The sequence below is a fragment of the Anaerospora hongkongensis genome (assembly GCF_004339805.1).
GTDB lineage: Bacteria > Bacillota > Negativicutes > Sporomusales > DSM-15969 > Anaerospora > Anaerospora hongkongensis.
Window position 1 is genome coordinate 85,494 of sequence record NZ_SLUI01000003.1, and the last position, 20,362, is coordinate 105,855.

The following is a 20,362-nucleotide window of genomic DNA, read 5'->3' on the forward strand; positions in this document are numbered from 1 at the left end:
TTTTACTTACTTATTTCTAATAATAAATCACCTGTTTCAATACGGTCGCCTTGTTTAACATAGATCTCTTTAACCGTTCCATCTGTGGTGGCCTGAATTGTTGTTTCCATCTTCATTGCGTCAGTGACAACCAGCGGTGCTCCAGCCGATACGCGGGCGCCTTTGGCTACCAGCAGTTTCACTACCGTACCGGCAAGCGTTGCCGCCACATGGCCGGGATGAGCTTTATCCGCTTTTTGCCGCTCGACAACAGTTGACTGGACACTATGGTCTTTAATCAGTATTTCCCGCGGCAGGCCGTTCAGTTCAAAACTCACTACCCGTGTTCCGTCCGGCCCGGCATCGCCGATCTGCAGTAACCGGATAACGAGTGTTTTACCTGTTTCAATTTCCACTTTGATTTCTTCACCGGTTTTTAGGCCATAGAAGAAGCTTGGTGTATCAAGGACGGATACATCGCCATAATTACGGACAAAGTGAGTCCAGTCAGTAAATACTTTGGGGTATAAGGCGTAGGAGATTACATCATGGGCCGTTATGGGGCGGCTGAGGCTGTCGTTGAGTGTTTCCCGGATTTCATCGAATTTTACTGGTGCCATCAGTTTGCCCGGCCGGTCACGCAGTGGTTTTTTGCCGCGCAGAATAATACGCTGCAGTTCTTTGGGAAAGCCCTGATACGGCTGGCCAAGCTGACCCTGGAAGAATTCGATGACCGAGTTTGGAAAGGCAAGGCTTTCGCCCCGTTCATATACTTCGTCTTCCGTTAGTTGATTATCTACCATAAAAAGGGCCATATCGCCAACTACTTTGGAAGAAGGCGTTACTTTAACGATATCACCGAACAGCTCATTTACGCGGCTGTACATGCTTTTGACTTCTTCCCAGCGATGCTCCAGCCCCAGTGCTTTGGCCTGCTGCAGCAGGTTGCTGTACTGGCCGCCGGGCATCTCATGAAGGTAAATCTCCGGATTTGGGAACCAGTTGGCCGAGTCTACGTCCTGGTAGTAGGACCGGACATCTTCCCAGTAGCCCGATAACTGGTTCATTCCTTGAATGTTCAGGTCAGGCTGACGGGAGTGGCCGCCCAAAGCGTAGTAGAGGGAATTGCCGCTCGGCTGTGATGTAGCCCCTGAAAGTGACGCCACAGCAGTATCGACAATGTCGACTCCGGCATCTATGGCCCGGGCATAGGTGTAAATGCCATTGCCGCTGGTGTCATGGGTGTGCAAATGAATGGGAATGGAGATGGAAGCCTTGAGGGCTGATACCAGCCGGTAGGCGGCTTCCGGCTTCAGCAGGCCGGCCATATCCTTGATTGCCAGAATATGTGCGCCGGCTTGTTCCAGCTCTTTTGCCAGCTGCACATAGTAAGCGAGATTGTATTTCGTTTTTGCAGGATTTAAAATATCCCCGGTATAACAAATAGCGGCTTCGGCTACTTTGCCGGCCTCGCGTACGGCATCAATTGCTACCGTCATATTATCCAGCCAGTTTAGACTGTCAAAAATCCGAAAGACGTCAATGCCTGCTTTGGCCGAAAGGCTGACAAACTCTTTTACCACGTTATCGGGATAATTGGTATAGCCTACGGCATTGGAAGCTCTGAGCAGCATTTGAAACAAAACATTGGGGCATTTTTCCCTGAGCGCAGTTAGCCTTTCCCAGGGATCTTCTTTCAGAAAACGGTAAGCAACGTCATAAGTGGCGCCTCCCCACATTTCCAGTGAGAAAAGATTGGGCAGCAAACGGGTGCTGGCATCAGCTATTTGCAGCATATCATGAGAACGGACACGGGTGGCAAGCAAGGATTGATGAGCATCACGCCAGGTAGTATCTGTAATAAGGACCTGAGGCTGCTCCTTAATCCAGTGCACCAGACCTTCCGGTCCTGCCGCATCAAGGATTTGTTTTGTGCCGTCAGGAATTTTGCCGCCTGCCGGCTGGGGAAGCAGTGGCTTTTTAAATTCCGGCTTAACCCGAGAGCCTGCGTTTTCATAGCCGTTAATCGTAACATCACCCAGGTATGTTAAGAGTTTTGTACCCCGGTCCTGGCGTTCCGGAAAAACAAATAACTCCGGTGAAGTGTCGACAAAGCATGTATCATAGGTACCGCTCAAAAACTGTTCATGTTTGACTACATTCTCTAAAAAGGGAAGATTTGTTTTGATTCCTCTAATCCGGAATTCAACCAGACAGCGCAGCATCTTGGCAATAGCGCTTTTATGAGTGAGTCCCCAGGTGGAGACTTTTACCAGCAGCGAATCATAGAAAGGCGTAATTACCGAGCCGGTAAAAGCGTTGCCTGCATCAAGGCGGACTCCGAAGCCGCCGCCGCTGCGGTAGGCCATCAGTTTACCCGTATCAGGCATGAAATGATTGGCAGGATCTTCGGTGGTGACCCTGCACTGAATGGCATGCCCGTTGCATTGAATGTTTTCCTGACTCGGAATGCCGACTTCTTCGTCGTGCAGCTGGCAGCCGTCGGCTATCAGAATTTGCGACTGAACAATATCGATACCGGTAATCATCTCGGTTATGGTGTGTTCCACCTGAATGCGGGGATTCACTTCAATAAAGTAGAAATGATTGTCGGGAGACACGAGGAATTCTACCGTACCAGCGCTGACATAACCAACGCTTTTCATTAGCTTAACCGCCGCATCGCAAATTGCCGAGCGCAATTCTTGGGACAGTGAAATGCTTGGCGCCACTTCCACCAGCTTCTGGTGCCGCCGCTGTACCGAGCAATCCCGCTCGTATAGATGAACAATATTGCCGTATGTATCGCCAAGAATTTGGACTTCGATATGCTTGGGGTTTTCGAGCAATTTTTCCAGATAGATTTCGTCATTGCCAAAAGCAGCCTTAGCTTCTGATTTAGCCCGATAGTAGGATTCCTCCAACGATTTGGCGTTGCGCACAATGCGCATTCCTCTGCCGCCGCCGCCAAGAGTGGCCTTAATAATCAGCGGATAACCATGTGCAGCAGCAAACGCGCGAACCTCCTCCAGACTGGATACTGGTCCGTCGCTGCCGGGGATCATGGGGATACCGGCAATTGCGGCCTGCTTGCGGGCATTGATTTTATCCCCGAACATAATCAAATGTTCCAGCTCGGGCCCAATAAAACGAAAGCCCTCTTCTGTACAGCGCTTGGCTAAGTTGCTGTTCTCCGACAGGAACCCGTAACCGGGATGAATGGCATCAACACCGTGCTTGCGGGCGATCTCCAGGATACCTTCAATATCGAGGTACGCCTCAATAGGACCTTTGTCCCGGCCAATCAAATAGGCTTCATCTGCTTTGTAGCGGTGGAGCGAGAGTTTATCTTCTTTCGAATAAATAGCCACCGTACGGATACCCAGCTCGTGGCAGGCCCGAAATACCCGGATAGCAATTTCCCCGCGGTTAGCAACTAAGATCGTTCCAATATTTTTCATTGTTTTTCCTCCAAAAGCCCTTAGTTGCCCTTAATTCGACACCAGGAAAAAAATCTTTCTGGTAGAATAGTAAGAGCAGTCAATTGCTAAATTATCACAAAATGGAAGGCCAAACAACAAAAAGAGGCGATGTATACCCGTATACGTGTATACATGAAAGTGTAATAATTTGATTGTTGTTATTTTAGTTGTAAACCATATTTGACAATGTGTATACTTGTGAACACCGTTAAAGGACAAAGGTTCTTGTTTGCCGCGGCGTTTTCTATTGGTGTTGGTGTAAGCGATTGTGCTTATAAAGGTGCAGGCAGGAGGAAAAAAGATGTATGTATCTGATTTTTTCCACGGAATTGTGCTGGGTTTTTCGATTGCTGCCCCAGTAGGGCCCATCGGTCTGTTATGTATTCGCCGGACCTTGTTTCATGGATTGAAGGTAGGTTTTCTTTCGGGCGTAGGTGCAGCTGCCGCAGATGGCATATTCAGCATTATTGCCGCTTTCGGAGTTACGGTTGTTTCGGGCTTTCTTTGGGAGAACCGCATGGTACTGCAGACGCTGGGAAGTATTTTTCTTCTAGGCTTCGGTTTTTATATTTTTCGCTCCCGCCCTGGTGAACAGGCTGAACTGCCAAACAATGACGGTTTTGGCAGGAACGCCTGCTTGTCTACCTTTTTACTTACCTTAACCAATCCGATGACAGTTATGGCCTTTGCCGCAATTTTTGCCGGCATGGGAATCGGTGCTGCTCATGATTACCGGCAGGCAGCCGTAATTGTATGCGGCGTTTTCAGCGGTTCTTTGCTGTGGTGGTCGCTGTTAAGTCATGTTGTCAATCGGCTGCGCACCCGCTTTGATGAAAAACGGCTTATTTGGATTAACCGGTTGTCGGGAATGGTAATTATGCTGCTGGGAGTAGTCAGCCTGCTGCTATAAAGAAAAAGAGGAAGCTTGTGCCGCTTAGGCGGGAAGCTTCCTCTTTGACCGTTTAACGCAAAAGGGGTGTCAGATTGCCTTGATACAATACGTGCAGGGAATGCATGGCTCTTGACAAGGCTACATAGAGCAGCCGGGCATCGAAGGTATCGGCTGTATATTGTTTGGCTGAAGCGTTCCAGATAATGACGGCATCAAATTCCAGGCCTTTAGCCAAAGTAACAGGCAAGAGGGAAATTCCTCCCCGGTAGGTTGCGGCCTGGCCGGTGACGAGATGGATGGAGTCAGCAACTGTCTTTGCATGAGTTTGGAGCTGCTGGTATAAGTCGGTGGACTCTGTTTCCAGTTTGGTAATGATGCCGATGGAGCGAAAGTTCAGTGCGCGGTACGCGTCCAGGATTTCAATAATTTTGCGGGCACCCGCTTCATTGGACGAAACCTGTTCAATAACCGGTGCGCGTCCCACTTCGTAAACAGGCAGGGCGCGGGAACTGCCGGCAGGCATAACCTTGTTGAATAAATCAACAATTTCTTTGGCAGAGCGATAACTATAGAGGATTTCCCGGTACACTGTCCGGGTGTCGCCAAAGACTTCCTTCAGCAGGGTTTGCCAGCTGTCGATACTGCGGTAGGTATGGATGCCCTGGGAGAGATCGCCCATAATGGTAAATGATTTATTGGCAGAAAGCATTTTGAGGATGGTGAATTCAAAAGCGTTCATATCCTGGGCTTCATCAACCACGATATGGTTGAATTTTGCAACATGCTGCCAGCCGTCAAGCAATGCTTTGAGGTAACATAACGGAGCAAGATCTTCCCGTTCCACCTGCCCAGCCTGCAGCAGGGCCAGTGAATATTCCGTAATAACAGCCAGCTCTTCTTTTTTAAGAGCGGCGACTTTAAAATTCGCTTTATTTTTATAGACTTCCTGGTAAGCGGTAAGTAAAGTAAGCGGTTCCCATTTTTTAAAATGGCGCTCTAAAAATTCATCCCCTTCCTGGGTGAAGCGCTCCAGAGCAGGATCTTCTTTAGAGGATCTGGCTTGTTTAGCGCCCCGTACTTCGAGAAAGTTGCGGATTCGAAAGCGGATATATTGCATAAGGCCGCGCAGCCGGTCATTGTAAGGAGTGCGGCTGTCTTCCATGAATTTGTCAATTTGCTGCTGCCTGTCAATGGTAAGTTGACCGTCGAAGAGGCTCACAGGGGTGAGTTTTAGGCAGAATTGTTCAATTTTTCTTTCCCAATAGGTTTCCAGCACTTTGAGAAAGGCCGGACTGCCTTTCAGCTTTGTGCATAACAGCAGGCGGGTACGCTCAGAAGCATTTGCCGCTGAATTAGATAAAAGCAGCTCCAGCCGGTTTTCCGTATGAATGGACCACTCTTGCTGAGTAATTTCTGCTGCTAAATCGTCCCAGACCATCTGCCGCACGTCGGCAGCATCAATTTCCGGCAGGAGCTCGGAGATGTAATCCAGGAAGATTCGGTTGGGAGCAATAATAATTAGTTTCTGGGGATCAAGCTTTTCATTATATAACAGATAGGATAAACGGTGCAGTCCGACCGTGCTTTTTCCTGAACCGGCCACACCCTGGATGACCATAACTTGATGCAGTGTTTCCCGGATAATTTTATTTTGCTCGGACTGAATAGAAACCACGATATCTTTTAATTTATCACCTGTTCCGGCCAGCAGGCGTTCTCGAAGCAGTGGATCGGCAATCAGTGCCTGTTCCTGTCTGCTTCGTACCTGGTCGAGAATATAGTCATCAACAATCTGTTTGAGTTCGCCTTGCTCTATTTTATACTGCCGTTTCAAACGTACATCACCGCTGTACTGGTAACGTCCTAATACTTCATAGCTGGCTCGTCCGCCATGGCATTCATAAAAGATAGTAGAAACGGGATCACGCCAGTCAAAAACGAGAATATCTTCTGTTCCGGCAATTTCAAGGCGGGCTACCTTAACGCGGCCAATATGAAACTTTTCAAAATCGGCAGCATCGTCATCTTTAAAATCAACTCGTCCAAAATAGGGACTGGCCAAAGCTCCTTCAATATCATAGATTTTACTGCTATTATCATTGCGCATCAGAGAATGAACGTATGCGCTGATTTCGTCTTTAACTTTTAGTGAGTCGCCGATTTGCCGGCCTCTGCTTTGAATATCCTGCTGTAACTGGTCAATGATGAGTTGCATATCGGCAATGGTAGTGGCTAAGTGGAGTTCTTCTGCCGCAAAGTCGGGATGTTTCTCCATAGGACCTCCTGAAAAAATCGCGTTATCACGAGGACGGCGGTGCGTCCGGAATATTTATTATATGCGGAAAAAAGAATTGTTGTCAATAAATTTTATGGGAATAATTGGTACACAAATGAAGCGTTTCTTTAAAAAACGCAACAGTTTATTGAAGGAAACAAGCAATATAATATAAAAAATATATTGTGAATGCTTTTGGAATGGATTTTTGTTTATGTATTGGAGATTGTTTTCATCTTAACAGAAAAATAACGAGCATAATTCAACTTTTTATGGTATAATGAAGCTACAACTGAATACAGCCTAAGTAGAGGAGCACAACGATGGCAATAAAAAGACTGGAAGTGGACCGGGAAGACTTTTTTCATTATCGCGATTGGATGAAAGAACGAGGATTTGTCTCAGCCAGTTACTTTTCTCTTAATGGTTTTGATGTCAGCAAATTGAAAAAGATGGCTGAACAGGGGAGAATAAATGCAATCCGTTGTGAAATCGGTAGGTCGGTTAAATGGTATTACTCGGAGAATCAAGCTGAATTAGCTTATCTTAGAGGAGAAGTCTAGTTTTACCGCACAAATTATGCCTGTTCCAGACTGGAACAGGTTTTTTTTCGCTAAAAGAGAGTGTGTCATGTGGAACGGTCTTGTGACAGGGGAATCGCAGATGAAGGAGAGCGTTCTATAAATGGAGAATAATAAAACTGAGGTGGTAATGTGGAAGAAAAAGTACTTAACTGGCCATTGATCAATGATTCCCCAACGCCGATTATTTTGAAGGATTTTAGTGAGATCGGCAGCATCAATACCAGAGAAGACGGCATACTTGCCTTAACGGACGGTTGGAGAGAGGGCGCTGCAGCCGCAATTTTGCGCGGCGGTGTTAATGCTCAGACTGCACTGGAAGTGATGGCACAGTCAGGAGTCCGCGATTTGAAGATATTTCACATTGAAGAGAAAATTCCTCATTTAGAGGATGTCTTCATTTCGACAGTTGTGAATCCTGCCCATACCATGTTTGAAAATGTGAACATTGTCTGGCGCCGTGAGTCTTCCGTGTGTGATTTGATTCGCCAGATTGGCGAAGAATACAGTATGCTTTATGTTGGTGCGCCGCTGACTCACTCTGAGATATTACCTTTTTATCATAAAATCAAGGAAGTGTATCAAGGCAGTGTCACTATGGTTCGCGGTCCCATGCAGGATGTGGAATTCGACGAAGGTGACGAGATTTTCCGCTGGGTACGTGAGCGTACTTATGAGGCTAATGATTTTGCGCTTTCTGCTGTGCTGCGCAATTACAAAAAGAAACTGGGGTTAAAGATTGCCGTTGTTCTGCCTAGTTTAAATGAAGAAAAAACGGTAGGAAATGTGATTGAAACCGCCTTGGAAGTCAAAGATGCCGGTGTTATAGATGAAGTACTGCTGATTGACTCTGATTCGGTTGATAAGACGCGGGACATCGCCCATTCCTATGGAATTCCGGTTTATAAGCATCCGGAGGTAGCCAGCCATTTGGGGGCCTACCGCGGCAAGGGTGAAGCCATGTTTAAGAGTGCATTTATATCGGATGCCGATATATTGGCCTGGGTGGATACGGATATTGAAAGCATCCGGCCGCACTTCTTCTATGGCTTGTTAGGACCAATGCTGGCGTATCCGCAAATTAAGTTCAGTAAAGGATATTTTTCCCGTCCCGTACGCGTAGAAGCCTCCGGTCTGGAGCTGGGCGGCGGACGAGTAACAGAAATTCTGGCCCGGCCCTGGATCAATACGTATATGCCGGAACTGTCCGGCTATATTCAGCCACTGGCCGGAACGGTTGCAATCCATAAAGACCTTTTCCGGCAAATGCGCATCCCTGTCAATTATGGCGTAGAAATCGCCATGTTGATTCAGGCTGTACAGTTAGGCGGTCTATGGTCCACCTGCCAGGTCAATCTGGGCGAAGTTATTCATAAATCCAAAGATGTCATTGGACTTAGTGAGATGGCTTATCAAATCTTACAGGTACTTTCCCAAATGGAGCATGGCGGCAAGAACGGACAGTCCAACGATGTATTGCGGCGGGTTTTTTCCGCTCACGGCAGCTTCGAGATTGGACTTAAACGCTTTCATACCCAGTGGCGCTCTTTCCTGGAAATATAAAAATATTGGTGTCTATTTGGACGTATGGGCAGTCTCAGGCTTTTTCAAACCTGAGACTGCCTTTTTATGCATTGATTTGCGCCTGTGGAGCAGTCCTCGTGACAGGTGGGCATTTGTAAAGGGGCGAGCAGGGGTTTAACATGAATAGCGCGAAATAAAGGGGTATCAGTATTACTGGTATCAGGCCGGAAAAGGAGGACCAGCCTTGCGTTTTATACATACTTCTGATTGGCATTTAGGAAGATTATTTTACGGCGAATACTTAACGGACGAGCAGGCTCATATTCTGGATCAGTTCGTTGATCTGGTGCGCGATGTCAGGCCGGACGCCATCGTGATCGCCGGTGACATATATGACAGGGGCGTACCGCCAACGGGGGCAGTGGAGCTGCTTGATGAGATTATCAGCCGCATTCTGCTTGACTGCCACACACCGGTTATTGCAATTGCCGGCAATCATGACAGTCCGGAGCGAATTGGCTTTGGCAATAAACTATTAGCCCGTCAGGGACTGCATGTAGTGGGACCGCTGACCGGGACATACCAGCCGGTAACGCTGGCTGATGAACATGGACCGGTATATTTCGTGCCACTCACTTACGCCGAGCCGGCTACGGTACGGCTCAACCTGGCTGCTGAAGAGGCCAGTGATCATACGGCGGCCATGGCCTGCTATATTCGTCATGCTACTCAAGCTGTTCCTGCCGGAGCCCGCAAGGTGGCTGTGGCTCATGCTTTTCTAACAGGCGGTGAACCTTCGGAATCGGAGCGGCCTTTATCGGTGGGCGGCAGCAGTATGGTGAATGCTTCTTTATTTTCTTCTTTCCATTATACTGCACTGGGCCATCTGCACCGTCCCCAGGCAGTGGGGGCACCTCATATCCGTTATTCGGGATCGCTTATGAAATACTCTTTCGCGGAAGCCGGACATAAAAAAGGTGTTTATATGGTAGAGATGGACAAGGCCGGAGCTGTTCGCATCGAGACAGTTGAGCTCCGTCCTCGCCGGGATGTACGATGCATTAAGGGAATGTTTCAGGACTTAATGAAAGGTCCCCAAAATAACGAGAATAGAGAGGATTATATTCTGGCGGAGCTCCACGATACGCTGCCGGTGCTGGATGCACTGGGGCAGCTGCGGTCTATTTATCCCAATGTGCTCAGCATTGATCCCCGGTACCGTGCCAGCGGCGGTGAGAACGGGGGAACTGCCGTTGATCACCGGAAACTGACGGAAAAAGATCTGTTTGCCGCTTTTGCGGAGCAAATGACCGGGACTGCTTTATCGGCTGAGCAGACAGCAGCGCTGGACGGCGTCCTGGAAGAACTTATCCGGGAAGGAAGGGAAGAATGACGTGAGGCCGCTAAAGATTACCATGACAGCCTTTGGTCCCTATGCTGCCAGACAGGAAGTGGATTTTGCCAAGCTTAAGGGCCGCAACTTCTTCTTAATTCATGGTCCTACCGGGGCAGGTAAAACTACGATTTTAGATGCTATGTGCTATGCTTTATACGGGGCTACAAGCGGTAACCAGCGTACTGGTGAAACAATGCGCAGTGATTATGCCGGCCCCGATCTGCCTACGGAAGTCATTTTTGACTTTGCCATCGGCGAGAGGCTGTACCGTGTCTCACGCCGCCCCAGGCAGGAGGTTCTGAAGGATCGCGGCAAGGGGACAAAAGTAGATAATGGTTCCGCTGCTTTGTACCGGCTGGATGAAAACCGACAGGAGACAGCTTTGCTGGCAGACCGGCACGTAACGGAAGAAATAGAAAAGCTGCTGGGCTTTAAAGGCGACCAGTTCCGTCAGGTCGTTCTTCTGCCGCAGGGCGATTTTCGCAAATTGCTGCTAGCCGGGTCTAAGGAACGGCAGGATATTATGCAGATGCTGTTCCGTACAGAGTTATACCGTTCCATTGAGGAGAAGCTGCGCGACAAGTATGGCCTGCTGCGAGAGCAAGGGCAGCAATTGCTCAGCCGGATTCAATATGTACTATCCTCGGCCCAGGCGGTTAACCGGGAAGAACTGGTGCAGCACCTGGCGGGGAACCGGCAGGAACTGGAGAGGGCCCAAGCTAATACCGGTCTTGCCAAACAACAGCTGGAACGTGCTCAGGCAGCCTTAACGCAAGGCCGGCTGGATCAGGAGCGGTTAACTGAGCGGCAGGCGGCAGAAGATAAACTGAAGCAGGAAGAACAGCTGATTCCCATTGTGGAGCAAAAACGCCGTGAATTGGGCAAAGCTAAGCTGGCTGCCGGGTTGTTGGATCTGGAGGCACATCTCAGGCAGCTGGAAGAAGAAGTTAAGACCCAAGAACAAAAGATTGCGGAACAGCGCGGCAAAGCTGCTGACGCGAAGAACGCTTATGACGGCGCTCTACGCTTATTGCACGAGGAAAATCAGCGTGAGGGGCAGCGTAAAGCAGCTGCTGCTCAAAAAATATACTTAGAAAGTCTGTTGGATAAAGCTGCCGCCTTAAGCGCTGCATTTCGTCAGGCAGAAGTGAGCGAACAGGCAGCGGCAGCTGCCCAAAAAAGCCATCTGGAGACTGCGGCGCAGTTAACCGTGCTGGAACGCAGACTGGACGAAGCAGGCGTCCAGTACGAACTATCGCAGACTGAGGCCGCCCAGATGGGGGGGCGCAAAGCTGAACTGGAAAAGCGGCTTCGTCTCAGGGATGAACGTTACAGGCTGGAAGATAATCGACTGAAAGCAAAACAAAATAGTGAACAGCTAAAAAAGCTGGAAGCTGCTTATGAGCAAAAACAGGAGCAGTATCTTGGGGCGAGAACGATGCTTGCCAATTTACAGCACGCCTGGCAGCAGGGACAAGCAGCTATCCTGGCAGCAGCTTTAACAGAGGAACAGCCTTGTCCGGTCTGCGGCTCGACAAGCCATCCTGAGAAGGCCCGTCCGTCAGGGAGTTTGCCGACGCAGGAGGATATGAAAGCACAGCAGGAACGATGTGATAAGGTAGGAGTGGAAAAAGACAGCTTATTCCAGGCCGTTCACGCCTGCCGGGCTGAAGGAAATGCTTTGCAGCAGCTGATCGCTGCTGCCGAACAGGAACTAAATATGCTCGCTGCTGAGCCGGTCGCCAGCTTTGAGCAAGCGGTTGTGGCAGCTGAAAGCGATTATCGCCGCTCTGAGCAGGCGGCTAAGCAAGCCATAGTAATAAAGACACAGCTGGAAACACTAACAGAAGAACTAAAACGACTCACTGAGTTGGGTAAACAGTCACAAGAGCGGCACCACCAGGCGGTTAGCCGTGAACAGGCTGATAAAGCAGTTGTGAAGGAGCGGCTTGCGGCTTTGCCGCCCGAGTACCGTGATGAAAAGAACGTAACGGCCGCCAGGCAGGCAGCTGAAAAAGAATTGCATGAGCTGGAGAAACGATTGGTTCATGCCCAGCAAGCTGCTGAGCATGCCAGCAATAGCGTAGCGTCCGCTGATGCAACATTAAAAAACTTGATCGAGTACTGTGCTGCTCAAAAAGAAAAGGGTACTGTCACCCGGCAGCAATTTGCCGAGCGGATGACGCAGGCCGGATTTACTGCACTGGAAGAGTATTTGTCTGCCCGGAAAACACCCGCCACAATAGCGGAACTGGAAAAACGCATTGCTGATTTTGATCTGCGTCTTGCTGCGGCTAAAGAGCGATGCCGGCGGGCTGCAGCTAATGCCGCCGCTGTTGCCATACCGGATGTGCCGGTACTGGAAGCGCAGTTAACAGCCTGTAACGAACAATATGGTGCCGTCATCAGCCGCAGCAATCAGCTCGGAGAACTGGTTAAACAACAGGAGAAGTGGCTGACCGAACTGCAGCAATTGGACGCCGAGCAAAACCGGGTGCATGGCAACTACCAGATTATGGCCAGCCTTTTTGAAATTGCCTCAGGCAAGGATACAGGCGTTACCTTTGAACGCTTTGTGCTGGGGGCCTTACTGGATGAGGTGGCTCTGGCCGCTAATGCCAGGCTGAAAAGCATGAGCCGCAATCGCTATATCCTGCAGCGCAAGACCAGCCGAGACGATAAGCGGACCTTATCGGGCCTGGACTTGGAGGTATACGATAACTATACAGGTTTTGCCCGCCAGGCTAATACCTTATCGGGCGGGGAAACCTTTCTGGCATCGCTGTCGCTGGCACTTGGCCTTGCTGATGTGGTACAGGCTTATGCGGGAGGTATCCATCTGGATACAATTTTTGTTGATGAAGGTTTTGGTACACTTGACCCTGAGACACTGGATTTTGCTATCAAGGCATTGCTGGAACTGCAGCAGGGCGGACGGCTGGTAGGGATTATATCGCATGTACCGGAATTGAAAGAACGCATTGATGCTCGGCTGGAGATTAGTCTTACCGGGCGGGGCAGCCGGGCAGAATTTAAGGTGGGTTAACAATGTGTATTATTTTATTTGCTTATCAGAGGCATCCTCAATATAAACTCATTGTCGCTGCCAACCGGGATGAATTTTATAGCAGGCCTACTGCTCCGGCCGGTTTTTGGCAGGAGCAGCCCGATCTGTTGGCAGGACGTGATGAAGAACAGGGCGGCACCTGGATGGGGATTACCACCCAAGGCCGGTTTGCAGCCTTAACTAATTACCGTGATCCAGCCAGAACTTTGGAGGGTGCTGTTTCCAGGGGAGAACTGGTTAGTCGCTTTTTGTCGGGCAAGCAGACGCCGGAGGCTTATCTTAAAGAGGTGGATACGCGAGCCAAAGTTTATAATGGCTTTAACCTGCTGGTGGGAACCTTTGGTACAGGCGATTCTTTATGGTACTATTCCAATCAAAGCAGGAAGATCATTAAGGTAGAGAGTGGAATTTCGGGTTTGAGCAATCATTTGCTCAATACACCCTGGCCTAAAGTTGTGCGAGGACGGGACAGGCTCATGGAGGCGGTCAGCGCGCCTGAACTAGAGCAGGAGGTGTTATGGCAAATTCTGAGTGACCGGGAAAGAGCCGCTGATGACCGACTGCCTCATACAGGTGTTTCCCTTGAACTGGAAAGAATCCTGTCACCTGTTTTCATTGAAAGCCCCGGTTATGGCACAAGAGCATCAACCATCCTGCTGGTTGGTTACGATGGGCAAGTGCAGTTTACGGAAAAGTCGCTGGATATTGAATCTGGACAATGGCATACTGGACACTATCGGTTTATGCTTGAAAAAGCAGCTCAAAATAAATGAGCTGCTTTTTTTTAGGAATTTTTAAGCGGATTTTACATAAAATTAACCAAGCGCCGTTCATTCTGCATTACTATTATAATAGGCTTCTTTTTAAAAGAAAGTCGTACAGAAAAATTTGGCTAAAGTAGGAGGATTTATTTGACAGCAAATAAAAAAACGTTGGTTTTGTCTTCATAATTAATCACGAACCCGCAGATTATCAGTGCATATACTAATAATAAAGAATCCTGTACCCGCTAGATTGGCAGTTATTGATATCATTGTTTTGCAAGTAGTTGGCGCACACTAAGTTCAAATGCTGTTAATGCGCAATTCAAGCTGGGAAGGGTGGTAAAAAGTGATAAAATATTATGTGTTAGACACTAACGTTTTACTGCATAGCCCCAATGCCCTCTATGCTTTTAATGAACATACCGTGATTGTTCCGGAAGTTGTCCTGGAAGAACTGGATAAGTTTAAAGCGGAGGCATCCGACCGGGGTGCCAATAGCCGCCATGCGATTCGCATTATTGATTCCCTGATCTTGCATGGCAATTTGCTCGAAGGAGTCAGTCTGAACGAGTCTGGTGGGATCGTAAAAATCGAAACCAATCATCTCGATACGCAAATCCCTAATCATTGGGAGCGTTCAAAACCGGATAACCGCATTCTGCAAATTTGTAAGGGATTCCAGGACAACCAGAAAAATGTCGTATTGGTCAGCCGCGATACCAACCTTCGGGTAAAGGCAACGATACTCGGTATTCAGGCAGAGGATTTCAGGGGAGATAACGTGGCAAATGTAGAGGAACAGTATACAGGCAGAGCAGTTGTGTATGCTTCTTCTAAGGTTATTGATCAGTTTTACGGTGATGACAGCAATTGTCTTGATCCTGATAAATTACAAAGTTTTGATGAGTCACTCAGCGTACTTATGCCGGCAAAACTGGAGGTCAATCAGTTCTTACTGATTCGCTCCACCGATAATGAACGTCATACTGCCGTGGGCCGTTTTGACGGCGACAAGGTGGTGCAGCTGCGTTACCGCAGCCGTAATCCTTTTGGTATTACGCCGCGAAATGTCGGTCAGGTTTTCATGCAGGAGTGTCTGATGATGAGCGCCGAGGAAGCACCGCTGGTGATTATCAAAGGCCCTGCAGGAACAGCAAAAACCTTTTATTCGCTGGCAGTAGGACTGCACAGAACCATGGATTGCCGCCCCCGCGAATATAATCATCTGCTGATTTGCCGTCCCAATATTCCCATGGATGAGGATATTGGATTCTTACCGGGGTCTGAAGTTGACAAAGTCAGCCCTTATATGCGGGGGATTCGGGATAATTTGTTTACGCTGATGAACGGCAGCAGTGTCCAGGAAGCAAAAGAACTGGCTCAAGTGGAAGATACGGTTCAAATGCTGTTTGATAAACATATCATTCAAACAGAAGCACTGGCTTACCAGCGCGGCCGCTCGCTGCAGAAATACTGGATGATGCTGGATGAGATGCAAAACTCCACACCCCGTCAGGCAAAAGGAGTCATTACCCGGCCAGGGCTGGGAACCAAAATCATCTTAATTGGCGATCCGGCACAAATTGATCATCCTTATCTGGACAGCCGTTCTAACGGACTGGTATATGCCAGCGAAAAAATGCGCGGCTCCAAATTGTGTTATCAGGTAACGCTGCAGCATGATGAATGCGAACGGTCGCCGCTGGCTGCAGAGGCCGCAATGCGCTTGTAAGAAATAACAGTTATTTTTAGATGCTCAGTACTGTGCTGAGCATCTTTTTATTTTTACTACCCTTACTAACAACTTTATGATATAATACAAGTTGTTAGTAAGGAAGGAGGAGGTTTTAATGATTCGTTTTAATGATGTGTCCAAGATGTATGGCAGTTTTCGTGCAGTTCATAATGTGAATCTTCACATTAGGGAGGGCGAGCTTGTAACCCTCATTGGGCCAAGTGGGTCCGGAAAAACAACGACGATGAAGATGATAAACCGCCTTATTGAACCGTCGGGTGGAACTATCCTGATTAACGGGAAACCAGTGTCGGAGCATAATGTGGTTGAGTTAAGAAGAAATATTGGGTATGTAATTCAAAATATCGGTTTATTACCGCACATGACGCTTGCCGAAAACATTGCAATTGTCCCTAAAATGCAGAAATGGGATAAAGCGCGTTACGAGGCGCGAGTAGATGAATTACTGGCTTTAGTCGGCCTTAATCCCGCTCAATACCGCAATCGATATCCAGCTGAATTAAGTGGCGGCCAGCAGCAGCGCATCGGTGTGATTCGGGCCCTTGCGGCAGATCCGGCAATTGTTTTAATGGATGAGCCCTATAGTGCCCTGGATCCAATCAGCCGGGAGCAGTTGCAGGATGAGGTGCTGCGTCTGCAGCAGACACTACAAAAGACAATTGTTTTTGTCACCCATGATATTGATGAAGCAATTAAAATGGGTGATCGAATTTGTATAATGAATCAAGGGCAGATTGTGCAAATGGATACGCCTGAGAATATCTTACGGCATCCTGCTGATGAATTTGTGAGTGCATTTATTGGTTCCAAACGCATGAGTCAATTAGAAATGCTGCCTCCTATTGAGGAGGTTATGATCAGACCGGTGACAGCCAGACCGAACCGCGGCCTTGCCGAGGCAATTAATACAATGCGAAGGCAAAAGGTGGATTCGCTGATCATTGTCGATCAACATAATGCCTTTTTAGGTGTCGCCGGCGTATGGGAGATTCAACAGCATTTTTACCAGGAGAAAATGACTCTGGAAGATGTGATGCAAAAAGATGTACCCGTGCTTTTGGCCAACCAGTCCCTAAGTGAGGCAATTTATTTAATCAGTAAACATCAGGTTGCTTATTTACCGGTAATTAATGACAGCCATGAATTGCTGGGCATTGTTAACCGGGCCAGTCTCGTTGATATTATGGCCAGGCAGGTCAGGCATGAGGTGAATTGCAGCAGGGGAGGCGCAGAAGCATGTTAACTATGTTAATGGACATTTGGCAAAGCCGTTCATCCGATATTGCCCTTGCCACTGCCGAGCACCTTGTGTTGACTATGGTGGCGTTACTTCTGGCCAATATACTTGCCATACCGCTGGGAGTATTGTTAACAAGGTACAGAAAGTGGGCTGAACCGATTATCGGCATAACCGCGGTATTTCAGACCATTCCCAGCCTGGCATTGTTAGGCTTACTGATACCCCTTATGGGTATTGGTATCCTGCCCGCTGTAGTGGCTTTGACAATTTATGGTCTCTTACCCATTCTGCGTAATACCTACACTGGTATATTGGGAGTAAATGGAGCGGCTATAGAAGCCGGCGTGGGAATGGGAATGACATCCCGTCAAATCCTTTTTTTGATCGAGCTTCCTCTGGCAAGGCCAATCATTATAGCCGGCATCCGGACTGCTACCGTTTTGCTTGTGGGCATTGCCACACTGGCGTCCTTGATTGGCGCAGGCGGATTAGGAGACTTGATTTTCCGGGGAATTTCTACAGCAAACCAGCAACTGATTCTGGCTGGCGCTATTCCAGCCGCCCTGTTGGCTATTTGCTTTGATATTGGTATCAAAAAAGTGGAGCAGTGCCTGCAGCCCAAAGGATTACAGTAAAAAGGAGCAGTGATGGATTTGAAAAAGATAATAGCTGTTATTACAGTACTGGTAATAAGCCTCGCGCTAGTTGGCTGCTCGGTTTTCAATGGGAATCGAAGTGATAAGGTTGTAATTGGTGGCAAGAACTTCACTGAGCAGGATATCCTGGTATATCTCATGAAAGAAATGATTGAAGCCAAAACGAAGTTGAAGGTGGAAGTAAAGCCCTTTCTCGGGGGAACAAATGTCGTGGCCCAGGCGCTGGAAAAGGGCGACCTGGATATCTATGCCGAATATACCGGCACAGCGTTAATGAATATATTAGGCGAGCCGATGCTAACCGATCCGCAGGAGGCATACGACAAAGTAAAAGCCCTCTATCAGGAAAAGAAACAGTTAGTATGGCTTAAGCCTTTTGGCTTTAACAATACCTATACACTCACGATGCGTGCTGAACAGGCCGACCAGCTGGGGATTCAGTCAATTAGTGATTTGGCGAAATTTACACCTCAGCTGCTGCTAGGTGCTACGCATGAGTTTTTGGAAAGGCCCGATGGCTATAAAGGAATAGCTGAAGTCTATCAGTTGAATTTTGTCGGTGTCGGTGCAATGGATCCCGGTCTTACTTATGGGGCCTGCCGCGATGGCAAAGTGGATGTCATAGATGCGTTTGCAACAGACGGGCGTATTCCCGCATTCAACCTAAAAGTACTGACGGATGATAAACAGTTTTTTCCTCCCTACTATGCAGCCCCGGTTATCCGGGAAGCTACCTTGCAAAAACATCCCGAAATAGCAGATGCCTTACATGCACTGAGCGGGAAATTGACGGATAAGGCTATGGCCGAGCTAAATGCGCAAGTTGATTTGGAAAAGAAAGACCCTAAATCTGTGGCTAAGGAATGGTTGGTGGCACAGGGGTTAATATAGGGATGTAAATAATATCAAGCTGCCGCGAAGGCAGCTTGATTTATTTTTAACAGCATAATATCCGCTCCCTCAGGAAAAATAGAATATAAGGCTGATCAACTATTTGCAGTAGGGCAAATGAAAGGCGGCGCTGTATGCAACTGGAAGCAAGACGCAACATATTGTTGACCGGCTTATTCTTAGGCTTGTTTTTTGCCTCCCTTGATCAAACGGTTGTTGGAACTGCGATGCCAAGAATTATCGGGGATCTGGGTGGATTAAGCATTATGGCATGGGTTACAACAGCTTATATGCTCACATCCACAACAGTTGTTCCCATTGCAGGCAAGCTGGCTGATTTATTTGGCCGCCGCATTATTTATGTAACGGGTATAACCATCTTTATGATTGGCTCTGCCTTGTGCGGAACGAGTTCGAATATGACGGAGCTGATTGTATACAGGGCACTGCAGGGCATTGGCGGCGGCATTATGATGCCTATGTCAATGACGATTGTCGGCGATATCTTTCCTCCTGAAGAACGGGGCAAGTGGCAAGGTCTTATGGGAGGGATTTTCGGTCTTTCCTCTGTAGTTGGACCCACAATTGGCGGTTATATAGTGGACAACAGCTCCTGGCAGTGGGTATTTTATATAAATCTGCCTGTTGGCATCCTGGCAGCAATTTCGATTTTCGCCGGTCTCAAGGGGGAAAAAGCGCTAGTCGAGAAGGTTGTTATCGATTATGCCGGTGCGGCTATGTTGATTATCAGTACAGTAAGCTTACTGCTGGGACTAAATTTAGGAGGAACGGATTATCCCTGGCTGTCATGGCAGATAATTGGTATGCTGCTGCTGGCTGCCGTAACGGCAGTATTGTTTGTTGTCATTGAACAACGGGTCGAAGAACCGATTTTGAATCTGGAATTATTTAAAAACAGAATTTTTACTGTAACGAATATTGTCGGCTTTCTAATGGGACTTGGTATGTTTGGCTCACTCATGTTTTTACCGCTGTTTTTACAAGGGGTAATCGGAGTGAGTGCAACCAGTTCAGGCAATACGATGCTGCCGATGATGTTCGCCATGATTGGTGCCAGTTCACTGGGCGGCTGGCTTGTTACCAGGGTAAGTTTCCGCAGTCTGTTTGTAACGGGTATGAGTTTAATGGCCGTCGGCTTCTATCTGTTAAGCACAATGACTGTCGTCACCAGCCAGCTGCTGGCTATTGTTTATATTATTTTAATTGGGTTAGGCATGGGGCTGATTATGCCTACGGTCACAATTGCCGTACAAAGTGCATTTGGTCCCCGCCAGCGGGGAGTCGCTACTTCGGCAACCCAATTTTTTCGCAGCATTGGCGGGACACTGGGCATTACGCTGCTAGGCGTAGTGTTTAACTATCGTTCTATTGCTTTAATGGAAAAAGAGTTTTTCCCGCTTGTGGCAAACCGACCTGATTTGCAGAGTGGCCCGCTGGGCAGTATGCTGGCAGAAGCTCACACAAATCCGCAGAGCTTGTTCAATATTCTGTTAAGCCATGAGTTGATTCAAACCATACCCGCTGAAGTGCAGCAGGTTTTACTGCCTCCCTTGAAGGTTACTCTGGCCGATTCCTTGCAGACCGTTTTTTTTGTGGCAATGCTCGTTACAGCTGTTGGTGTTATTATCAGCTTTCTGATGGGCAATGCCGGAATCAAGAAGAAAAACAGTCCACCGTCTGTTGAGCAGGCCGGGATTACGATGTTTGCCGAAGGCTTTGCCACCGAAACAGAAATTGCTGCCGAATTGATTCCTGACCTGATAGATGACCAGCAGGAACCGGGACCAAGGAACTAGTTTATAGAAAGGATTGCCTGATACGGCAATCCTTTCTATTTG

13 protein-coding genes are annotated in these 20,362 nt (G+C 48.1%); 11 read left to right on the plus strand and 2 right to left on the minus strand.

The genetic code is table 11. From position 1 onward, the window contains the following. Positions 1-2 precede the first annotated feature (2 nt). On the minus strand, positions 3-3,440 hold the full coding sequence (gene pyc / locus EV210_RS05110; protein ID WP_132076632.1) for a pyruvate carboxylase: 3,438 nt from the start codon (positions 3,438-3,440) through the stop codon (positions 3-5). 322 nt (positions 3,441-3,762) lie between these two features. On the opposite strand from pyc, the gene EV210_RS05115 reads away from it, so the two are divergent. Continuing rightward, positions 3,763-4,371 carry a LysE family translocator gene (locus tag EV210_RS05115; protein ID WP_132076635.1) on the plus strand — a complete coding sequence of 203 codons (609 nt, stop codon included), beginning with the start codon at positions 3,763-3,765 and terminating at the stop codon, positions 4,369-4,371. Between the two features lie 52 nt (positions 4,372-4,423). Here EV210_RS05115 and EV210_RS05120 read toward each other — a convergent pair whose 3' ends face one another. Beyond that, positions 4,424-6,628 carry a HelD family protein gene (locus tag EV210_RS05120; RefSeq protein WP_132076638.1) on the minus strand — a complete coding sequence of 735 codons (2,205 nt, stop codon included), beginning with the start codon at positions 6,626-6,628 and terminating at the stop codon, positions 4,424-4,426. A 323-nt stretch (positions 6,629-6,951) separates the two neighbouring features. On the opposite strand from EV210_RS05120, the gene EV210_RS05125 reads away from it, so the two are divergent. The 10 genes from EV210_RS05125 (at position 6,952) to EV210_RS05170 (ending at position 20,320) form a co-directional block, all read left to right on the plus strand. Then, a complete protein-coding gene (locus EV210_RS05125) occupies positions 6,952-7,191 on the plus strand; it encodes a hypothetical protein (protein WP_132076641.1) in 240 nt (79 codons plus the stop codon). 150 nt (positions 7,192-7,341) lie between these two features. Then, positions 7,342-8,772 (plus strand): glucosyl-3-phosphoglycerate synthase, encoded by a 1,431-nt coding sequence (locus EV210_RS05130; RefSeq protein WP_243650445.1) that lies wholly within the window; start codon positions 7,342-7,344, stop codon positions 8,770-8,772. 205 nt (positions 8,773-8,977) lie between these two features. Beyond that, positions 8,978-10,126 (plus strand): exonuclease SbcCD subunit D, encoded by a 1,149-nt coding sequence (locus EV210_RS05135; protein WP_132076644.1) that lies wholly within the window; start codon positions 8,978-8,980, stop codon positions 10,124-10,126. Position 10,127: 1 nt separating this feature from the next. Continuing rightward, the gene (locus EV210_RS05140; RefSeq protein WP_132076647.1) at positions 10,128-13,175 is read left to right on the plus strand and encodes an AAA family ATPase; all 3,048 of its coding nucleotides are present in this window, start codon (positions 10,128-10,130) and stop codon (positions 13,173-13,175) included. Between the two features lie 2 nt (positions 13,176-13,177). Then, positions 13,178-13,969 (plus strand): NRDE family protein, encoded by a 792-nt coding sequence (locus EV210_RS05145; protein ID WP_132076649.1) that lies wholly within the window; start codon positions 13,178-13,180, stop codon positions 13,967-13,969. A gap of 337 nt (positions 13,970-14,306) precedes the next feature. Next, positions 14,307-15,692, plus strand: coding sequence for a PhoH family protein (locus EV210_RS05150; protein WP_132076652.1), 1,386 nt, complete (start codon positions 14,307-14,309; stop codon positions 15,690-15,692). 118 nt (positions 15,693-15,810) lie between these two features. Further along, positions 15,811-16,959 carry an ABC transporter ATP-binding protein gene (locus EV210_RS05155; protein WP_132076654.1) on the plus strand — a complete coding sequence of 383 codons (1,149 nt, stop codon included), beginning with the start codon at positions 15,811-15,813 and terminating at the stop codon, positions 16,957-16,959. Next, positions 16,953-17,591 carry an ABC transporter permease gene (locus EV210_RS05160; RefSeq protein WP_132076657.1) on the plus strand — a complete coding sequence of 213 codons (639 nt, stop codon included), beginning with the start codon at positions 16,953-16,955 and terminating at the stop codon, positions 17,589-17,591. Before EV210_RS05155 ends, EV210_RS05160 begins: the two co-directional genes overlap by 7 nt. Before the next feature lie 12 nt (positions 17,592-17,603). After that, the gene (locus EV210_RS05165; RefSeq protein WP_243650446.1) at positions 17,604-18,503 is read left to right on the plus strand and encodes a glycine betaine ABC transporter substrate-binding protein; all 900 of its coding nucleotides are present in this window, start codon (positions 17,604-17,606) and stop codon (positions 18,501-18,503) included. A 134-nt stretch (positions 18,504-18,637) separates the two neighbouring features. After that, positions 18,638-20,320: an MDR family MFS transporter gene (locus EV210_RS05170; protein WP_132076663.1), complete on the plus strand. Its 1,683-nt coding sequence runs from the start codon at positions 18,638-18,640 to the stop codon at positions 20,318-20,320. The last annotated feature ends 42 nt before the right edge of the window (positions 20,321-20,362 follow it).

Coding starts and splice junctions, on each gene's coding strand:
- EV210_RS05120 (WP_132076638.1), bottom strand. CDS start 6,628: ATGGAGAAACATCCCGACTTTGCGGCAGAAGAACTCCACTTAGCCACT.
- EV210_RS05170 (WP_132076663.1), top strand. CDS start 18,638: ATGCAACTGGAAGCAAGACGCAACATATTGTTGACCGGCTTATTCTTA.
- EV210_RS05165 (WP_243650446.1), top strand. CDS start 17,604: ATGGATTTGAAAAAGATAATAGCTGTTATTACAGTACTGGTAATAAGC.
- EV210_RS05125 (WP_132076641.1), top strand. CDS start 6,952: ATGGCAATAAAAAGACTGGAAGTGGACCGGGAAGACTTTTTTCATTAT.
- EV210_RS05115 (WP_132076635.1), top strand. CDS start 3,763: ATGTATGTATCTGATTTTTTCCACGGAATTGTGCTGGGTTTTTCGATT.
- pyc (WP_132076632.1), bottom strand. CDS start 3,440: ATGAAAAATATTGGAACGATCTTAGTTGCTAACCGCGGGGAAATTGCT.
- EV210_RS05155 (WP_132076654.1), top strand. CDS start 15,811: ATGATTCGTTTTAATGATGTGTCCAAGATGTATGGCAGTTTTCGTGCA.
- EV210_RS05160 (WP_132076657.1), top strand. CDS start 16,953: ATGTTAACTATGTTAATGGACATTTGGCAAAGCCGTTCATCCGATATT.
- EV210_RS05145 (WP_132076649.1), top strand. CDS start 13,178: ATGTGTATTATTTTATTTGCTTATCAGAGGCATCCTCAATATAAACTC.